17 protein-coding genes are annotated in these 16,520 nt (G+C 71.6%); 8 read left to right on the forward strand and 9 right to left on the reverse strand.

Annotated elements, in window-relative coordinates; genetic code table 11:
* Positions 1-133 precede the first annotated feature (133 nt).
* The gene (gene def / locus JF597_RS19625) at positions 134-673 is read left to right on the forward strand and encodes a peptide deformylase (RefSeq protein WP_293996362.1); all 540 of its coding nucleotides are present in this window, start codon (positions 134-136) and stop codon (positions 671-673) included.
* Between the two features lie 96 nt (positions 674-769).
* Here def and JF597_RS19630 read toward each other — a convergent pair whose 3' ends face one another.
* The gene (locus tag JF597_RS19630; protein ID WP_293996364.1) at positions 770-1,414 is read right to left on the reverse strand and encodes a TetR family transcriptional regulator; all 645 of its coding nucleotides are present in this window, start codon (positions 1,412-1,414) and stop codon (positions 770-772) included.
* A 173-nt stretch (positions 1,415-1,587) separates the two neighbouring features.
* On the opposite strand from JF597_RS19630, the gene JF597_RS19635 reads away from it, so the two are divergent.
* A complete protein-coding gene (locus JF597_RS19635; protein WP_293996366.1) occupies positions 1,588-2,814 on the forward strand; it encodes an acyl-CoA dehydrogenase family protein in 1,227 nt (408 codons plus the stop codon).
* Positions 2,815-2,947: 133 nt separating this feature from the next.
* Here the strand turns inward: JF597_RS19635 and JF597_RS19640 are convergent, their stop codons facing one another.
* The 3 genes from JF597_RS19640 to JF597_RS19650 are packed head-to-tail and all read right to left on the reverse strand — an operon-like array spanning position 2,948 to position 5,806.
* Complete coding sequence (locus tag JF597_RS19640) at positions 2,948-3,469, reverse strand: cupin domain-containing protein (RefSeq protein WP_293996368.1); 522 nt, start codon at positions 3,467-3,469, stop codon at positions 2,948-2,950.
* Between the two features lie 10 nt (positions 3,470-3,479).
* Positions 3,480-4,736 carry a cytochrome P450 gene (locus JF597_RS19645; RefSeq protein ID WP_293996370.1) on the reverse strand — a complete coding sequence of 419 codons (1,257 nt, stop codon included), beginning with the start codon at positions 4,734-4,736 and terminating at the stop codon, positions 3,480-3,482.
* A 2-nt stretch (positions 4,737-4,738) separates the two neighbouring features.
* Entirely contained in the window at positions 4,739-5,806 is a 1,068-nt protein-coding gene (locus tag JF597_RS19650) for a type III polyketide synthase (RefSeq protein WP_293996372.1), read from the reverse strand.
* Between the two features lie 184 nt (positions 5,807-5,990).
* On the opposite strand from JF597_RS19650, the gene JF597_RS19655 reads away from it, so the two are divergent.
* The gene (locus tag JF597_RS19655; protein WP_293996374.1) at positions 5,991-6,644 is read left to right on the forward strand and encodes a transcriptional regulator; all 654 of its coding nucleotides are present in this window, start codon (positions 5,991-5,993) and stop codon (positions 6,642-6,644) included.
* Between the two features lie 70 nt (positions 6,645-6,714).
* Here JF597_RS19655 and JF597_RS19660 read toward each other — a convergent pair whose 3' ends face one another.
* From JF597_RS19660 to JF597_RS19680, 5 genes are all read right to left on the reverse strand, one after another.
* On the reverse strand, positions 6,715-6,945 hold the full coding sequence (locus JF597_RS19660; protein ID WP_293996376.1) for a DUF6213 family protein: 231 nt from the start codon (positions 6,943-6,945) through the stop codon (positions 6,715-6,717).
* 25 nt (positions 6,946-6,970) lie between these two features.
* The gene (locus tag JF597_RS19665) at positions 6,971-8,356 is read right to left on the reverse strand and encodes an NADP-dependent succinic semialdehyde dehydrogenase (RefSeq protein WP_293996378.1); all 1,386 of its coding nucleotides are present in this window, start codon (positions 8,354-8,356) and stop codon (positions 6,971-6,973) included.
* Between the two features lie 75 nt (positions 8,357-8,431).
* Positions 8,432-8,899, reverse strand: a complete 468-nt coding sequence (locus tag JF597_RS19670; protein WP_293996380.1) for an NUDIX domain-containing protein — start codon at positions 8,897-8,899, stop codon at positions 8,432-8,434.
* Positions 8,896-10,434, reverse strand: coding sequence for an ATP-dependent DNA ligase (locus JF597_RS19675; protein ID WP_293996382.1), 1,539 nt, complete (start codon positions 10,432-10,434; stop codon positions 8,896-8,898). Before JF597_RS19675 ends, JF597_RS19670 begins: the two co-directional genes overlap by 4 nt.
* A 29-nt stretch (positions 10,435-10,463) precedes the next feature.
* Entirely contained in the window at positions 10,464-11,399 is a 936-nt protein-coding gene (locus JF597_RS19680) for an NAD(P)/FAD-dependent oxidoreductase (RefSeq protein ID WP_293996384.1), read from the reverse strand.
* Positions 11,400-11,477: 78 nt separating this feature from the next.
* On the opposite strand from JF597_RS19680, the gene JF597_RS19685 reads away from it, so the two are divergent.
* The 5 genes from JF597_RS19685 (at position 11,478) to JF597_RS19705 (ending at position 16,483) form a co-directional block, all read left to right on the forward strand.
* The gene (locus JF597_RS19685) at positions 11,478-12,050 is read left to right on the forward strand and encodes a helix-turn-helix domain-containing protein (RefSeq protein ID WP_293996386.1); all 573 of its coding nucleotides are present in this window, start codon (positions 11,478-11,480) and stop codon (positions 12,048-12,050) included.
* 110 nt (positions 12,051-12,160) lie between these two features.
* Positions 12,161-13,129, forward strand: a complete 969-nt coding sequence (locus JF597_RS19690; RefSeq protein ID WP_293996388.1) for an NADPH:quinone oxidoreductase family protein — start codon at positions 12,161-12,163, stop codon at positions 13,127-13,129.
* Positions 13,126-14,307 carry an acyl-CoA dehydrogenase family protein gene (locus tag JF597_RS19695; protein WP_293996390.1) on the forward strand — a complete coding sequence of 394 codons (1,182 nt, stop codon included), beginning with the start codon at positions 13,126-13,128 and terminating at the stop codon, positions 14,305-14,307. Before JF597_RS19690 ends, JF597_RS19695 begins: the two co-directional genes overlap by 4 nt.
* On the forward strand, positions 14,304-15,386 hold the full coding sequence (locus JF597_RS19700; RefSeq protein ID WP_293996392.1) for an acyl-CoA dehydrogenase family protein: 1,083 nt from the start codon (positions 14,304-14,306) through the stop codon (positions 15,384-15,386). The genes JF597_RS19695 and JF597_RS19700 overlap by 4 nt, the downstream gene beginning before the upstream one ends.
* 233 nt (positions 15,387-15,619) lie before the next feature.
* Positions 15,620-16,483 (forward strand): phosphatidylinositol-specific phospholipase C/glycerophosphodiester phosphodiesterase family protein, encoded by an 864-nt coding sequence (locus JF597_RS19705; RefSeq protein ID WP_293996394.1) that lies wholly within the window; start codon positions 15,620-15,622, stop codon positions 16,481-16,483.
* The last annotated feature ends 37 nt before the right edge of the window (positions 16,484-16,520 follow it).

Below are 16,520 nucleotides of genomic sequence, written 5' to 3' on the forward strand. Positions count from 1 at the left end.
GCGTACGCGCCGCGCCTCAGCCATCCGGCAACGTGGTGTGCACCTCAGCCTATCGAGATCCATTCGCACACCCGAATTCCGGCCCATGCCTGCGCGGCGAGCAGGGGCCCACCCGAACCGTACCCTTGCGGCCATGCGACACGGTTCCATTCCGGGCGCCCACGGGCGGGTCCGGCCCCTCACCCTGCTCGGCGACCCCGTCCTGCACGCCCGCTGCGCGGAGGTCACCGACTACGGCCCCGAACTCTCCCGGCTGGTGGAGGACTTGTTCGCCACGATGTACGCGGCGGAGGGCGTGGGGCTGGCGGCGAACCAGGTGGGGGAGCCGCTGCGGGTGTTCGTCTTCGACTGCCCCGACGACGACGAGGTCCGCCACCTGGGCCACGTGGTGAACCCGCGCCTCGTGACGGCGGACGGCGTGACCCTCCGCGGCCCGGAGGGCTGCCTGTCCCTTCCGGGCCTGGAGGCGGGCACGGAACGGTACGACCACGCGGTGGTGGAGGGCTTCACGGCGACGGGGGAGCCGGTCACCATCCACGGAACCGGCTTCTTCGCCCGCTGCCTCCAGCACGAGACCGACCACCTGGACGGCCGCGTCTACGCCGACCACGTCACGGGCTGGCGCAAGCGCAGGCTGATGCGACAGGTGGCGAAGTCTTCTTGGCACCGGTGAGGTGACACACCCAGGGGCGCTGGGGGTGCCCCCGGCCGAAGGCTGGGGGAGGAACTGCGCGCTCACCCCCCAGGCGGTCAGCCGAAACTCAACCCATCAGAACCCCGGACCCCCCACCTTGTCCCCCGCGGCCGCCAGCCGCCCCCACAGGAGATCCGCCAAACTCTTCACCAGTTCCGCACGAGAACAGGGCCGTTCCCCCAGCCACCAGTCCCCTGCGGCATGCATCATCCCGACGATCCCGTGCCCCCACACCCGGGCCAGCTGCTGACTCGCGGGCCCCAGATCCAGCCGGTCCTCGATGACCTGCGCCAGCTCCTCGCCCATCCGCCGCAGCAGCGGAGCCGAGTGCTTCCCCACGTCGAACCCCTGGTCGGTCCCCGTGCTGCCCTCCGCGGGATGCATCAGGAACCGGTACACCTGGGGCCGTGCCTCGATCGCCGCGAGGTACGTGTCCAAGGTCGCCTCGACGCGCTCACGGCGCTCCGCGGGAGCGTCCAGCGCATCCCGCAACGAGTTCAGCAACGCGTCCGTGTGCCGCTTGGCCAGCGCCGCGTACAGCCCGCCCTTGTCGCCGAAGTGGCGGTAGAGGATGGGTTTGGTGATGCCCGCCTCCGCCGCGATGGCGTTCATGGAAGCCTGTGGGCCGTCGCGCAGCACCACCCGGTCGGCGGCCTCCAACAGCTCGCGCCGTCGGCGGTCGGCGGACCGTTGCTGTTCGGTCCGCTGCGTGGTGTCCATGTGCTCTCCCCACCCCGTGCTCTTTTCGGTGACGCCTGCGCAAACTAACACCTGACAGCCATCTGCTCTCGAACTGGCTGCCGATGTGACCTTGGGAGTTGACTTTTCCTACCGACGAGTAACAGACTCGAGTTACCGCTAGTAACACATTATGCGCCGCCGCTGGAGGGGTCATGGCCGAGTTCACCATGGAACTCAACGACGAACAGAAGGAGGTCCGGGACTGGCTGCACGGTTTCGCCGCAGACGTCATCCGTCCCGCGGCCGCCGAATGGGACGAGCGTGAGGAGACCCCCTGGCCGGTCATCCAGGAGGCCGCGAAGGTCGGCATCTACTCCCTCGACTTCTACGCCCAGCAGTACTTCGACCCCACCGGCCTCGGCATCCCGATGGCCATGGAGGAGCTGTTCTGGGGCGACGCGGGCATCGCCCTGTCCATCGTGGGCACGGGCCTCGCCGCCGTCGGCGTCCTCGCCAACGGCACCGAGGAGCAGATCGGCACCTGGATCCCCCAGATGTACGGCGACGCCAACGACGTCAAGGTCGCCGCGTTCTGCTCCTCCGAGCCCGACGCCGGCTCCGACGTGGGCTCCATGCGCACCCGGGCCGTCTACGACGAGGCCAAGGACGAGTGGGTGCTCAACGGCACGAAGACCTGGGCGACCAACGGCGGCATCGCCAACGTCCACGTCGTCGTCGCGGTCGTCGACCCGGAGCTCGGCTCCAAGGGCCATGCCTCCTTCATCGTCCCGCCGGGGACGCCCGGGCTGTCCCAGGGTCAGAAGTTCAAGAAGCACGGGATCCGCGCCTCGCACACCGCCGAGGTCGTGCTGGACAACGCCCGGGTGCCGGGGTCCTGCCTGCTCGGCGGCAAGGAGAAGCTGGACGAGCGGCTGGCCCGGGCCAGGGAGCGGGCGAAGTCGGGCGGCGAGCGCGTCAAGAACGCGGCGATGGCCACGTTCGAGGCGTCGCGGCCCGCCGTGGGTGCGATGGCCGTCGGTACGGCACGTGCCGCGTACGAGGTCGCCCTCGACTACGCCGTGACCCGTGAGCAGTTCGGGCGGCCGATCATCGACAACCAGGGGGTGGCGTTCCAGCTCGCGGACATGCGGACGTCCATCGACGCGGCCCGGCTGCTGGTGTGGCGGGCCTCCTGGATGGCGGTGAACGGGAAGCCGTTCACCGCGGCCGAGGGGTCGATGTCGAAGCTGTTCGCGAGCGAGACGGCGAAGAAGGTGACCGCCCAGGCGATCCAGATCCTGGGCGGGAACGGGTACACGCGGGAGTATCCGGTGGAACGGATGCACCGTGACGCGGCGATCTACACCATCTTCGAGGGGACGAGCGAGATCCAGCGGCTGGTGATCGCCCGTACCTTGTCGGGGGTGCCGATCCGGTAGCGCCGTTCGGGGTGCGGGTGCGGGTGCGGGTGCGGGTGCGTTGCGGGCCGGCCGTGCGTCGTGGCCGGCCGCGCAGTTCCTCCCCCAGCCTTCGGCTGGGGATACCCCCAGCGCCCCTGACGGGGCGCTCGACTCACCGGTGCTTCAAAGGTGTGAGTTGCTCGATGTCGTAGCGCTTGCGGAGGGCCTCGATCGCCTCGTGGTCCGGAGGGCCGCCGCTGCCGAGGATCTCCAGGAGCTCCTCGAAGTAGCGCTCGTGGTCGGGGGGCGGGGAGGCCTGGAAGAACATCCGCGCCGGGGTCTCGGTCGGGTTGGCGAAGGCGTGTGGGCAGCCGGGGGGCACGACGATCACCGTGCCGGGGGTCGCCCGTACCACCCTCTTGCCCGAGCTCGACTCCCACTTCTGCCAGTGGTCGGGGGTGCGGATGCGCGGCTCGAAGGCGAGGACGTCCAGTTCGCCTTCGAGGACGTAGAAAAGCTCCTCGCTGCGGGTGTGCACATGGGCGCCCACGTCGAAGCCCGGCGGGACCTCCACCTCGAAGGTGGAGGCCGCCCGCGAGTGCGTTCCGGTCACCTTGAAGGTGACCCGCTGGGCCGGCGTGTGGACGACGCGCCCGTGCCCCGGCGGCACGAGGAGTCCCTCGGTCCTGGTCATGGGCGGCTCCTCACCACGTCACCGGAAGTGCCTCGGGACCCCGGATCAAGGCGCCCTTCCTGAAGGGAACCTGTTCCGGAGGTACGGCGAGCCGCAGCCCGGGCAGCCGGTCGAGCAGGGCGTCGACGAGGAGTTCCTCCTCCAGCCTGCCGAGCTGGCCACCGGGGCAGTAGTGCGGGCCGAACCCGAAGGACACGTGCGGGTTGGGGCTGCGGGCGAAGTCGATCGTCTCGGGGTCCGGGAAGACGGCCGGGTCGCGGTTGGCGGCCAGGTACGAGATGTAGACCGCGTCGCCCGCTTGGATCCGGACGCCCTTGATCTCCACGTCCTGCGTGGCGATCCGGCACAGCCCGACAGCGCTGCGGTGCGGGATGTAACGCAGGAGCTCGTCGATCGCCCGGGGGCGGATCGCCGGCTCGGTGCGCAGCCGGTCGAGGAGGTCGGGGCGGGTCAGCAGCAGGTAGAACATCTGTCCGCTGTTGTTGGTGACCGCCTCGCCGCCGATCTGGAGGAGCACGGCCAGCCCGACGGCCTCCTCCAGAGCGACCTCGCCGCAGCCCACCGCGGCGCCCAGCAGCGAGCACACGTCCTCTCCCGTGCTGTTCGCCCGCAGCCCGATCAGGTCGGCGAAGTACGCGCGCATCTCGCGCTTGGCCTTCTCGCTGACCTCCTTGCCCTGGCGGGAGGACAGGATCAGCTGGGTCCAGATGTGCATGGTGTGCCGGTCGGCGGCCGGTACGCCCATCACCTCGCAGATCACCGCGATGGGGAACGGGCTGAGCACCGCCGCCGTGAGATCGGCGGGCGGGCCGTCCCGGACGAGCCCGTCGATGATCTCGTCCAGCATCAGGCGGGCCTTCTCCCGGACCCGCTCCACGCCCTTGGAGGTGAGCGCGGGGGCCACCGAGCGGCGCAGCCGCGTGTGGTCGGGCGGGTCCAGGAAGCCGACCGCGCCGCGGTCCGGGATGAAGTGCGGGGCGAGCCGGGTGACCGGCTGCTCCATCACCGCCTCACGGCTGAACCGGAGGTCGTTGGCCACCATCCGTACGTCGTCGTACCGGGTGACCAGCCACGCCCAGCCCTCGCCGTTGGGGAGCTGGATCCGGGTGACCGGCCCCTCCCGCATCAGCTCGGCCAGGGTGGGGTCGAAGTCCACCCCCGTCAGGTCCGGCACTTCCCAGTGCCGGACCGGACAGGTGGCCTCACCGGCGGCCTCCACGGCCACGGCCGCCCCGTCGGCGGGGTCGAGCGGTTCGGTGAGCGCCATCTCTATCGAGCCGCCTCTTCGCCCGAACGCCGCCAGCGACCCAGCGACATCTCCGCGGTGATACCGGGACCGAACCCGGCCAGCAGCCCGCGTGCCTGGTGCTCGGCACCGCCCTCGTCGAACATCCGGCGCAGTGCGTCCAGGACGACGGCGCTGGCGATGTTGCCGTACTCGGTGAGCGTGGACCGGCTGAACCGGAAGGCGTGCGGGTCGACCCGGAGGAACTTGCTCAGGTCGTCCAGGATGCGCGGCCCGCCCGCGTGGACTATGTAGAAGTCCAGGTCGGACGCGTCCCAGCCGTGCAGCCTCGCCAGGTCCTGGAGAGCCGGGGCCAGCGGCTCCATGGTCGCCGGGACCCGCTTGTCCAGCAGGAAGTGGAACCCGGTGGCCCGCACGTCGTACATGATCCACTCCTCGGTCTTCGGGATCAGGTACGAGCCGTTGCGTTCGAGTTCGACGCCCGTGCCGCCCTTGCCGCGGACCACGGCGGCGGCGATGCCGTCACCGAAGAGGCCGTTGGAGAGCAGCGAGCCGACGCCGAGGTCGGTCGGCTGGTAGCACAGCGAGCAGAACTCGCAGGCCACGATGAGGGCGTTGGCGTCCGGGTACGCCGAGCAGAAGTCGTGCGCCCGGTTGATCGCCGCTCCGCCGGCCGCGCAGCCGAGCTGCGCGATGGGGATCTGGCGGGTGGTGGAGTCGAAGTCCATCTCGTTGATCAGCCACGCGGTGAGCGAGGGCATCATGAAGCCCGTGCACGAGACGTAGATGATCACGTCGATGTCGGTGGTGAGCAGCTCGGCGTCGTCGAGCGCTCGCTGGATGACTGCGGGGACCCGGGCCTTGGCCTCGACCTCGTAGAGCTTGTTGCGGTCCTCGAAGCCGGGGTGCTTCAGGGTTTCCTCGATCGGCTGCACGATGTGCCGGGTGCGAACGCCCGTGTTCTCGATCAGTCTCAGCGCCAACGGCAGCTGCGGGTGGTTCTCGTGGTGGGAGCGCGCCAGTTCCAGCGTCTCCTCCATCGTGATCACGTACTCCGGGACCGACACTGAGGGTTTGCACAAAGTCGCCATGAACCGTGCCTGCTTTCAGCCTTCCGGCGGGTTTGCCCCGACCGGTCAGAGAGGTGGTTCACCTCAGGAGGTGGTCCCCTCACGATCACCCGAGAGGGCGACGATCTCGCGCCGGACTACTCCGAACCGGTGACCCCGTGTCAGGGTCGGATCAGCACAGAGGTATCCCGACGAGGAGGACGCGATGCCCGGCACGGCCGCGGAGATGCTGAGAAGGACCAGGTCAGAGCTGGCCCCGGACCCGAACGCCAATCCGCTGGTCCCCCTCGTCGCCGGCGGCCGGGCGAGCCGGGAGACCCTCGCCGTACTCGCCCTCGAACAACACCGGGTGATCCCCGCCGACCGGCGTGCGTTCCTGCATCTGGCGCAGCGCGCCGCCGAGGCCCCGGCGGCCGCAGGGTTCTTCACCATGCCGGCCGAGGGCGAGGAACTGGCGGCAGCGCGGCTGGGCGCGTTCGCCGAGGCGTGCGAGGTGGACGACGAGCGCAGGCAGGCGTACGAGCCCCTGCCGGGCTGCCAGGCGTACCCGGCGTACATCTCCTGGCTCGCTCTCAACGCCGATCCGGCGGACGCGGTCCTGGCCGTCACGGCCAACTTCGCGACGTGGGGGACGTACTGCGCGACCATCGCGCGTGGCCTGCGCGAGCACTACGGCTTCACCGACGAGGCCTGCGCCTTCTTCGACTTCTTCGCGGAACCGGCCCCGGAGCTGGACGCACAGGCGACGGCGGCGGTGGAGGCGGGACTGGAGTCAGGTCAGCTGGATGAGAGGCGGGTGTACACGTACGGCCGCCTGCTCCAGGCGTACGAGCAGATGTTCTGGACTTCGCTCAGCTGAACGCTTCCGGGGGCGCCGGGGGAGGAACTGCGCGACCAGCCCCCACTGCCCCGCACCCGCCGAACGACCGTCACTCCCCACTGCTGTGGGCGATACAAGCCACGTCGATCCGATCGGCGAGCTTCGCGAGCTCGATGGTCAGCGCGGCCACCGTGTCCTCGTCCAGCCCACCCTCGTCGGCCTCCACCAGACGCAGCCACCGTGCCCCCAACGTCCGCAACAACTTACTCACGTCGGCCGCGGCCACCTGCAAGGTCCCGCGGTTGTCGACGATCAGAGGCAGGGTCACTTCGCGGTTCACACTCGGGATCGTAGTCGTGCAACCCTCACGCACCCTGCCAAACGGTGGTGATGTTGCAGAACTCCCGGATTCCGTGCCCGGACAGCTCACGGCCGTACCCCGACCGCTTCACCCCGCCGAACGGAAACGCCGGGTGGGAGGCGGTCATGCCGTTGACGAACACGCCACCGGCCTCGAGGTCCCGTACGAACCGGTCCACCTCGGCGTCGTCCCGCGTCCACACGTTCGAACTCAGCCCGAAGGGCGAGTCGTTGGCGATGAGGATCGCCTCCTCCAGGTCCCCGGCCCGGTACAGCGTGGCCACCGGGCCGAACGCCTCCTCGCGGTGGATGCGCATGTCGCGGTGGATCCCGGCGAGGACGGTCGGCGGGTAGTACCAGCCCGGCCCGTCCGGCCGCTGCCCGCCGCACAGCACCTCCGCACCCGACCGCTTCGCGTCCTCGACCAGCTCCTCCAGGTCCTTGCGCCCCTGCTCGCTGGAGAGCGGCCCGACGTCCGTCTCCTCGTCCATCGGGTCGCCCGTCCGCAGCGCGGCCATGCCCGCCACGAACTTCTCGGCGAAGGCGTCGTAGACGTCGGTGTGCACGATGAACCGCTTCGCGGCGATGCACGACTGCCCGTTGTTCTGCACCCGCGCCGTCACCGCGATCTGCGCGGCCCGGTCGATGTCCGCCGAGGGCATCACCACGTAGGGGTCGCTGCCGCCCAGTTCCAGGACCGTCTTCTTGATCATCTCGCCGGCGGTGGCGGCGACCGCGCGTCCCGCGGGCTCGCTGCCGGTGAGCGTCGCCGCCCGCACCCGCTCGTCGCGCAGGATGTCGTCGACCGCGCCGGAGCCGATCAGCAGGGTCTGGAAGCAGCCCTCGGTGAAGCCGGCCCGGTGGAACAGGTCCTCCAGGTACAGGGCCGTCTGCGGGACGTTGGACGCGTGCTTGAGCAGTCCCACGTTGCCCGCCATCAGCGCGGGCGCGGCGAAGCGGACCACCTGCCAGAGCGGGAAGTTCCACGGCATCACGGCGAGCACCGGCCCCATGGGGCGGTAGCGCACCCGCACCCGGGAGGCGCCCGAGTCCTTCACGTCCGTCTCCGCCGGCTCCTCGTCGGCCAGCAGTTCCTCCGCGTGGTCGGCGTACCAGTGCATCGCCTTGGCGCACTTGGCGGCCTCCGCGCGGGCCTGCTTGACCGGCTTGCCCATCTCGGTGGTCATGGTGCGTGCGATGTCGTCCCGGTCCGCGTCCAGCAGGCCGGCGGCGGCGTGCAGCAGCCGGGCGCGCTCGGCGAAGGTGCTCGTGCGGTACGTGCGGAACGTCGCCTCGGCGAGTTCGAGCCGGCGTTCGAGCTCGTCCTCGTCCATGGCCTCGAAGGTTTCGAGTGTCTCGCCGTTCGCCGGGTTGACCGTCGCGATGGGCATGGCTGACCTCCCTGGGAGCGGGCTTGCTATGACCTTCCCGCGCGGCTCTCAGGACCGCAACGCGTAGGCACCTCTTCAGCCCGAGTGCTCCGCCAGCCGGTCGAGAAACGCGGCCTGTGCCTTGACGATCACCTCGCGGGCCCGGTCCGGGGTCAGCCAGGCCACCCGGTCCAGCTCCGGGAACTCCTGGATCCGGCCCGACCGCGGCGGCCACTCCATCACGAAGGTGCCGGGGTCGATGGCGGCCGGGTCCAGGTCCGCCTCGACCGCCCACGCCGTGACGATCTTGCCGTTGGTCTGCCGGACCTCGCCCAGCTCGATCGCCTCGCCGTCCGGGGGCGCCAGCCCCAGCTCCTCCTGGAACTCGCGGCGGGCCGCCTCCCAGGCCGGCTCGTCCGGCGCGTACTCGCCCTTGGGGACGGTCCAGGCGCCCGCGTCCTTCTTCGCGAAGAACGGCCCGCCCATATGGCCGAGCAACACCTCAAGACCTGCGCCGGTACGCCGGAACAACAGCAGTCCGGCGCTTCGCTTCGGCTCCGTCAACGCCGTACCTCCGGATGGGCGGCCAGCAGGGTCTCCACCGTATCGGCCTCCTCCGGCCGCTTGTCCTCGCGGTAGCGGACGACCCGCGCGAAGCGCAGGGTGACGCCGGCCGGGTAACGGGAGGAGCGTTGCAGGCCGTCGTAGGCGATCTCCACGACGAGTTCGGGGCGTACGGTCACCACCCAGCCGCTGTCCGAGACCTCCAGCTCCTTCAGCCGGGCGGTCTGCCACTCCAGCATCGCGTCGGTCATGCCCTTGAACGTCTTGCCGAGCATGGCGAAGGTGCCGTCCGGATTGCGGGCGCCGAGGTGGAGGTTGGAGAGCCTGCCGGTGCGGCGGCCGTGGCCCCACTCGGCGGCCAGCACGACCAGGTCCAGGGTGTGGACGGGCTTCACCTTCAGCCACGAGGCACCGCGGCGGCCGGCGCTGTAGGGGCCGTCCAGGGCCTTGACGACCACGCCCTCGTGACCCCGGGCGAGGGTGGCCGCGAGGAACTCCTCCGCGGCCGTCGCGTCGTCCGGCCCGGACACCAGCGCCCGGCGCACCCGCATCGGCTCGGGGACCAGCCGGGCCAGTTCCGCGTGCCGTTCGGTGAAGGGGAGGTCGAGCAGGTCGTGGCCGTCGACGGAGAGCGCGTCGAAGAAGACCGGGGAGACCGGGACCTCCCGGGCCGCCTTCGCCACGTCCGTCCGGGAGCCGACCCGGCCGGCCGTCTCCTGGAAGGAGCGGGGCCGGCCGTCCGCGTCGAAGGAGATCACCTCGCCGTCCAGGATGAAGCGGTCGCCGTTCAACCCGCGTGCGGCGGAGGTCACCTCGGGAAGGCGGTCGGCGATGTCGTCCAGGGTGCGGGTGAAGATCCGTACCGTGTCGCCGTCCCGGTGCACCTGGACCCGGATGCCGTCCAGCTTCTCCTCGACCGCCGAGCCGCCCAGTTTCGCCACCGCCTCGGCGACCGAGGAGGCGGTGTGCGCCAGCATGGGCAGCACCGGACGGCCGACGGTGAGCCGGAAACGGTCCAGGGCCGGCGGGCCGTCCGCCAGCAGCGCCTCGGCCACCGTCTGGAGGGAGCCGGCGAGCATCACCGCCCGGCGGACCGTGGCCGGTTCCGCCCCGGTCGCCTCTGCCAGGCCCTCGACGGCGACCGCGTCCAAGGCGCCCTGCCGTACCTCGCCGGTGATCAGCCCCAGCAGGAAGCGCTGCTCGTCCGCCGTCGCCGCGCCCATCAACTCGCCCACGATCCGCACCCGTTCGGCCTGCGAACCGGCCCCGGAGACCTTGCCGAGCTCGCTGAGCCGGGCGTCGACCTCGCGCACGGTGAGGGACGGTTCGCCGGCCGGCGGGACGGGCCGGCTCAGCACCTTCCAGCCGACGCCGAGGCGGCCCTGCGGGAGCCGGCCGGCCAGATACGGGATGACGACCGGTACGTCCTCGGGCGCCGTCTCCCGGAAGAGTTCGGCGAGCAGCGCCGTCTTGCGGGACCTGGCCGCGGTGGCGGCGACCTCCCGGGACACTTCGGCTAGCCGGGTCAGCAGCATGCAGCCATGGTGCAACGGGCGGGGCCGGACTACACCCGCACCGCCGCGTCCAGGTCTGCGAAGAGCAGCTCGCCGTTGATCGCCGCGCCGGCCCGGTAGCCGCGGCTCGCCGCGTTGATCACCTGCTCGGCGAATCCGCTCGCGTTGCCCGCCGCCCACAGTCCGGGCACGGTCGTCAGGCCCCGCTCGTCGATCACGGGGTAGGCGCCGAAGGGGGTCTCCGTCAGCTCCGCGCCCAGCCCGCGGAGCAGGTCGTTCTGCGGGACCGGGCGGGGGGCGACGAACAGCACCTCCCGCGCGTGCACGCTTCGGTCGGCGAGCCGTACACCCGTCAGCCGGTCGTCCTCGATCCGCAGCCCGGCGACCTCGCCCGGCACCACCCGCACCCCGGCCACGGCCAGCCGCCGCAGGTCGTCGTCGGTCAGCTCCGTCTCCTCCACCCGGTGCAGGAAGAGGGTCACGTCCTTGGACCACTGGGTGACCATCAGCGCCTGGTGCACGCTCATCGCCGTCGTGGCCAGCACCCCGAACGCCTGGTCGCGCACCTCCCAGCCGTGGCAGTACGGGCAGTGCAGCACGTCCCGGCCGAAGCGTTCTGCCGCTCCGGGGACGGGCGGCAGCTCGTCCCTCAGGCCGGTGGCGACGACCAGCTGCCTGGCCCGGACCGTGCGGCCGCCCGCCAGTGCCACCGTGAAGCCGTCCGCGCCGTCCTTCGCGGCGTCCACCGCCCGGTCCCGGACCAGCTCCACGCCGTACCGGGCGATCTCCTCCCGGCCCGCCGCCAGGAACTCCGCGGGCGGCATGCCGTCCCGGGACAGGAAGCCCTGCATGTGTGCCGCCGGGGCGTTGCGCGGCTCGCCCGCGTCGACGACCAGGGTGCGGCGCCGGGCCCGGCCCAGGACGAGGGCGGCGGACAGTCCGGCCGCGCCGCCTCCGACGACGACCACTTCGTACGCATCGGTCATGGTGACCACCTCCGCGGCCGAGGGTCGCCCGGCCGCTGCCGGATTGACAAACGTCTTTGCCGAAACTGCAATGCAGGCATGACTACGGACGACGTCCTCGCGGGCGTGGGACCCCGGCTGCGCCGACTCCGCAAGGAGCGGGAGGTCACCCTCGCCGCCCTCTCCGAGACCACCGGCATCTCGGTCAGCACCCTCTCCCGCCTGGAGTCCGGGCTGCGCAAGCCCAGCCTGGAGCTGCTGCTGCCGATCGCGCAGGCCCACCAGGTGCCCCTGGACGAACTGGTCGGCGCCCCGCCGGCCGACGACCCCCGGGTGCGGGCCAAACCGATGGAACGCCACGGCCGCACCTTCCTGCCGCTCACCCGGCAGCCGGGCGGCCTGCAGGCCTTCAAGGTGATCGAACCCAAGCGGAAACCCGAACCGGAACCGCGTACCCACGAGGGCTACGAGTGGTTGTACGTGCTGTCCGGGAAGCTGCGGCTGGTGCTCGGTGAGCACGACGTCGTGCTGGGGCCGGGGGAGGCGGCCGAGTTCGACACCCGGGTGCCGCACTGGTTCGGGTCGACGGGGGAGGGGCCGGTGGAGTTCCTCAGCCTGTTCGGGCCGCAGGGGGAGCGGATGCACGTGCGGGCGCGGCCGAAGCGGGCGTGACGAATCCGGCGTTCCCTCCGGGGGCTGTTCCCTCGATGGCAAGCGACCGCTTAGTATGCGGTGGACCCCGGTCAGACGACGCAGTCGACGCAGTCCCGTGGAGGCACCGCATGCAGGCATGGCAAGTGCACGAGAACGGCGAGCCGAGCGAGGTGATGCGGCTCCAGGAGGTGGAGCGGCCCACGCCCGGCGACGGCCAGGTGCTGCTCAGGGTGCGTGCCGCCAACATCAACTTCCCCGACGTCCTGATGTGCCGGGGGCACTACCAGGTGCGCCCGCCGCTGCCGTTCACCCCCGGGGTGGAGATCTGCGGCGAGACCGAGGACGGGCGCCGGGTGATCGCCAACCCCGCGCTGCCGTACGGGGGTTTCGCCGAGTACGCGGTCGCGGACGCCGCCGCGCTGCTGCCCGCCCCGGACTCGCTGGACGACGCCGAGGCCGCCGCACTGCACATCGGCTACCAGACGGGCTGGTTCGGACTGCACCGCCGGGCGGCCCTCCAGGCCGGCGAGACCCTGCTCGTGCACGCCGCCGCCGGCGGTGTCGGCAGCGCGGCCGTCCAGCTCGGCAAGGCGGCCGGGGCGCGGGTGATCGGCGTGGTCGGCGGCGCCGACAAGGCCGCCGTCGCCCGCGAGCAGGGCTGTGACGTCGTCGTCGACCGGCGTGCCGAGGACGTCGTCGCCGCCGTCAAGGAGGCCACCGGCGGCCGGGGTGCCGACGTGATCTACGACCCGGTCGGTGGCGAGGCCTACACGCAGTCCACCAAGGTCGTCGCCTTCGAGGGCCGGATCGTGGTCGTCGGCTTCGCCAGCGGCACCATCCCCAGCCCGGCGCTCAACCACGCCCTGGTCAAGAACTACTCCATCCAGGGCCTGCACTGGGGCCTGTACGCCACCAAGAACCCCGGGCTGATCCTGGACTGCCACCGGCAGCTCACCGAGCTGGCCGCCAAGGGCGCCATCAAGCCCCTGGTGAGCGAGCGGGTGCCGCTGTCCGAGGCAGCGGCGGCCGTGCAGCGGGTGGGCGACGGCGTCACCACCGGCCGGGTCACCGTCGTACCGAACGGAGCCGCAGCATGACCGACGCCGCCGAACTCACGCGCCGCACCGCCGAGTTGCTGGCCGCGTATCCGGTGGGAACCACCGATCGGCTCGACTTCCTCAAGGCCCGCTTCGACGCCGGCCTCGCCTGGGTGCACTACCCGGAGGGCCTCGGCGGCCTCGGCGCCCCGCGCTCCCTCCAGGCCGTCGTGGACGCCGGGCTGGAAGCCGCGGGCGCCCCCGACAACGACGCCCGCCGCAACGGCATCGGGCTGGGCATGGCCGCGCCGACCATCCTCAAGTACGGCACCGAGGAGCAGAAGCAGCGCTACCTGCGGCCGCTGTGGATCGGGGAGGAGGTCTGGTGCCAGCTGTTCAGCGAGCCGGGCGCCGGCTCCGACCTGGCCGCGCTGGGCACCCGCGCCGTCCGTGAGGGCGACGAATGGGTGGTGAACGGCCAGAAGGTGTGGACCTCCGGCGCGCACAACTCCCGCTGGGCCATCCTGATCGCCCGCACCGACCCGGACGTGCCCAAGCACGCCGGCATCACCTACTTCATCTGCGACATGACCGACCCGGGCGTGGACGTCCGCCCGCTGCGGCAGATCACCGGCGAGGCCGAGTTCAACGAGGTCTTCCTCACCGACGTCCGCATCCCCGACTCCCGCCGCCTCGGCGCGGTCGGCGACGGCTGGCGGGTCGCGCAGACCACCCTGAATAACGAGCGTGTCGCCATCGGCGGCATGCGGCTGCCCCGCGAGGGCGGCATGATCGGCCCGGTCGCGAAGACCTGGCGCGAACGCCCCGAGCTGCGCACCCACGACCTGCACCAGCGGCTGCTGAAGCTGTGGGTCGAGTCCGAGGCCGCCCGCCTCACCGCCGAGCGCCTGCGCCAGCAGCTCGTCGCCGGACAGCCCGGCCCCGAGGGCGCCGGCATGAAGCTCGCCTTCGCCCGCCTCAACCAGGAGATCAGCGGCCTGGAGGTCGAACTTCGCGGCGAGGAAGGCCTGTTGTACGACGACTGGACCATGCGCCGGCCCGAACTGGTGGACTTCACCGGCCGCGACGCCGGCTACCGCTACCTCCGTGCCAAGGGCAACAGCATCGAGGGCGGGACCAGCGAGGTCCTGCTGAACATCGTCGCCGAGCGCGTCCTGGGCCTGCCGGCCGAACCGCGCACCGACAAGGACGTCGCCTGGAAGGACCTTGCCCGATGAGCGCACAGCCCGATCTGCTGTACTCGGAGGAGGAAGAGGCGCTGCGGGCCGCGGTGCGGGACCTGCTCGCCGACCACTGCGACGCGCCGGGCGTGATCGCCCGCACCGAGTCGGACACCGCGCACGACGCGGCCGCCTGGAAGGCCCTCACCGAGGGCATGGGGCTCGCCGGGCTGCTGGTGCCCGAGGAGCTGGGCGGTCAGGGCGCCTCGCACCGCGAAGTCGCCGTCGTCCTGGAGGAGCTGGGGCGGGCCGTCGCGCCCGTGCCGTATCTGACCAGTGCCGTGGTGGCGACCGAGGCGCTGCTGGCCTGCGGCGACGGGCAGTTGCTCGGGAAGCTGGCCTCCGGGCGGACCGTCGGGGCGCTGGCGGTGGGGCTGCACGTCGCCCCGGGCGGCGCGTTCAGGACCGTACGCGTCGAAGACGGACTTCTGCACGGCGAGTTGACCGGGATCGCGGACGCGGTCGCGGCGGACGTGCTGCTGGTGCCCGGGGACGACGGCGGGCTGTACGCGGTCGAGGCGGGTGCCGTCACCGTCACCCCCCAGGTGTCCTTCGACCTGACCCGGCCGCTCGCCACCGTGACGCTGGACGGCGCGGCGGGGCGGCGCGTGGGCGACGCGGAGCCGGCGGTACGGCGTGCGCTGCGGGCCGGGGCCGGGCTGCTGGCCTCCGAGCAGTTCGGCGTCGCCGAGTGGGCCCTGACGGAGACCGTGCGGTACCTCAAGGAGCGCAAGCAGTTCAACCGGCCGGTCGGCGGGTTCCAGGCGATCAAGCACCGGCTGGCGCAGCTGTGGCTGGAGGTGGTGAACCTGCGAGCCGCTGCGCGGGGCGCCGCCGATGCGCTGGCCTCCGGCGAGGACGCCGACGTGTCGGTGGCCGTCGCGCAGGCCTACGCCGGGCCGGTCGCCGTGCACGCGGCCGAGGAGGCGCTGCAGTTGCATGCGGGGATCGGGATGACCTGGGAGCATCCCGTCCACCTTTATCTGAAGCGGGCCAAGTCCGATTCGATCGCCTTCGGTACGGCGGGGGCGCATCGGGAGGCCTTGGGCGCGCTGGTTGACTTGCAGGCGCCGTGAGGTAACGGGTTCGGGTGCGGGTGCGTGGGGGCTGGTCGCGCAGTTCCTCCCCCAGTCTTCGGCCGGGGGTGCCCCCCAGTCTTCGGCCGGGGTCCCCCCAGCGCCCCTTGCGGGGCGCCTGAAGTGAACCTGGGACGGCAGTCCAGCCAACTCCCCGTGGGGGTACACCAATTGGGCTCTGTTCGAACGCATACTCCCTTGGGTCACTCATGGCCCTACAAGGGAGGCAGAGCATGGCCCTCACCACCCGTCGCAGAGCCCTCACCGCCCTCGGTGCCGCCCTCGCCGGCGCCGTCGTACTGCCCGGCGCACAGGCCTGGGCGGGCGGCGGTCGCCGTGGCCGGCGGCCGCTGTGGCGTGCCCACGCCCACAACGACTACGAGCACACCCACCCGCTGTTCGACGCCCTCGGCCACCGCTTCGGGAGCGTCGAGGCCGACATCTTCCTCGTCGGCGACCAGCTCCTCATCGGCCACACCGAGGACGACCTCGATCCGAGCCGCACCCTCGAATCCCTCTACCTCGACCCGCTGGCCGCGATCGTCAAGGCCAACCACGGCTCCGTGTACCGGGGGTGGCGCAGGCCGCTGCAGCTGCTCATCGACATCAAGACCGAGGGTTCCTCGACCTATCTGGAGCTCGACCGGCATCTGCGGCGCTACCCGCACCTGTTCACCACCTACGCCCACGGCCGGGTGATCCCCGGTGCGGTCACCAACGTCATCTCCGGCGACCGTGCCGCCCGCACACCGATGGAGGCGCAGACCGCGCGCCGGGCCTTCTACGACGGCCGGCTCACCGACCTCGGCACCTCGGCGCCCGCCTCCTTCGTCCCGTTGATCAGCGACAACTGGCAGCTCAACTTCACCTGGCTGGGGGCGGGCGCGTTCCCGGACGCCGAGCGGCAGAAGCTGCGCGACATCATCGGCCAGGCGCACGCGCACGGCCAGACGGTGCGCTTCTGGAACACCCCCGACGCACCCGGCCCGGACCGTGACGCGCTGTGGGGCGAACTGCTCGCCGCCGGCATCGACTACTTCAACACCGACGACCTGGCAGGCCTGGAGACCTTCCTGGACGCCCGCGCGACGTCGTAACACCACTCGAACGGGGGCCGTGTCAACCGCACGGCCC

Source organism: Streptomyces sp., from assembly GCF_019510245.1.
Classification (GTDB): Bacteria; Actinomycetota; Actinomycetes; order Streptomycetales; family Streptomycetaceae; genus Streptomyces.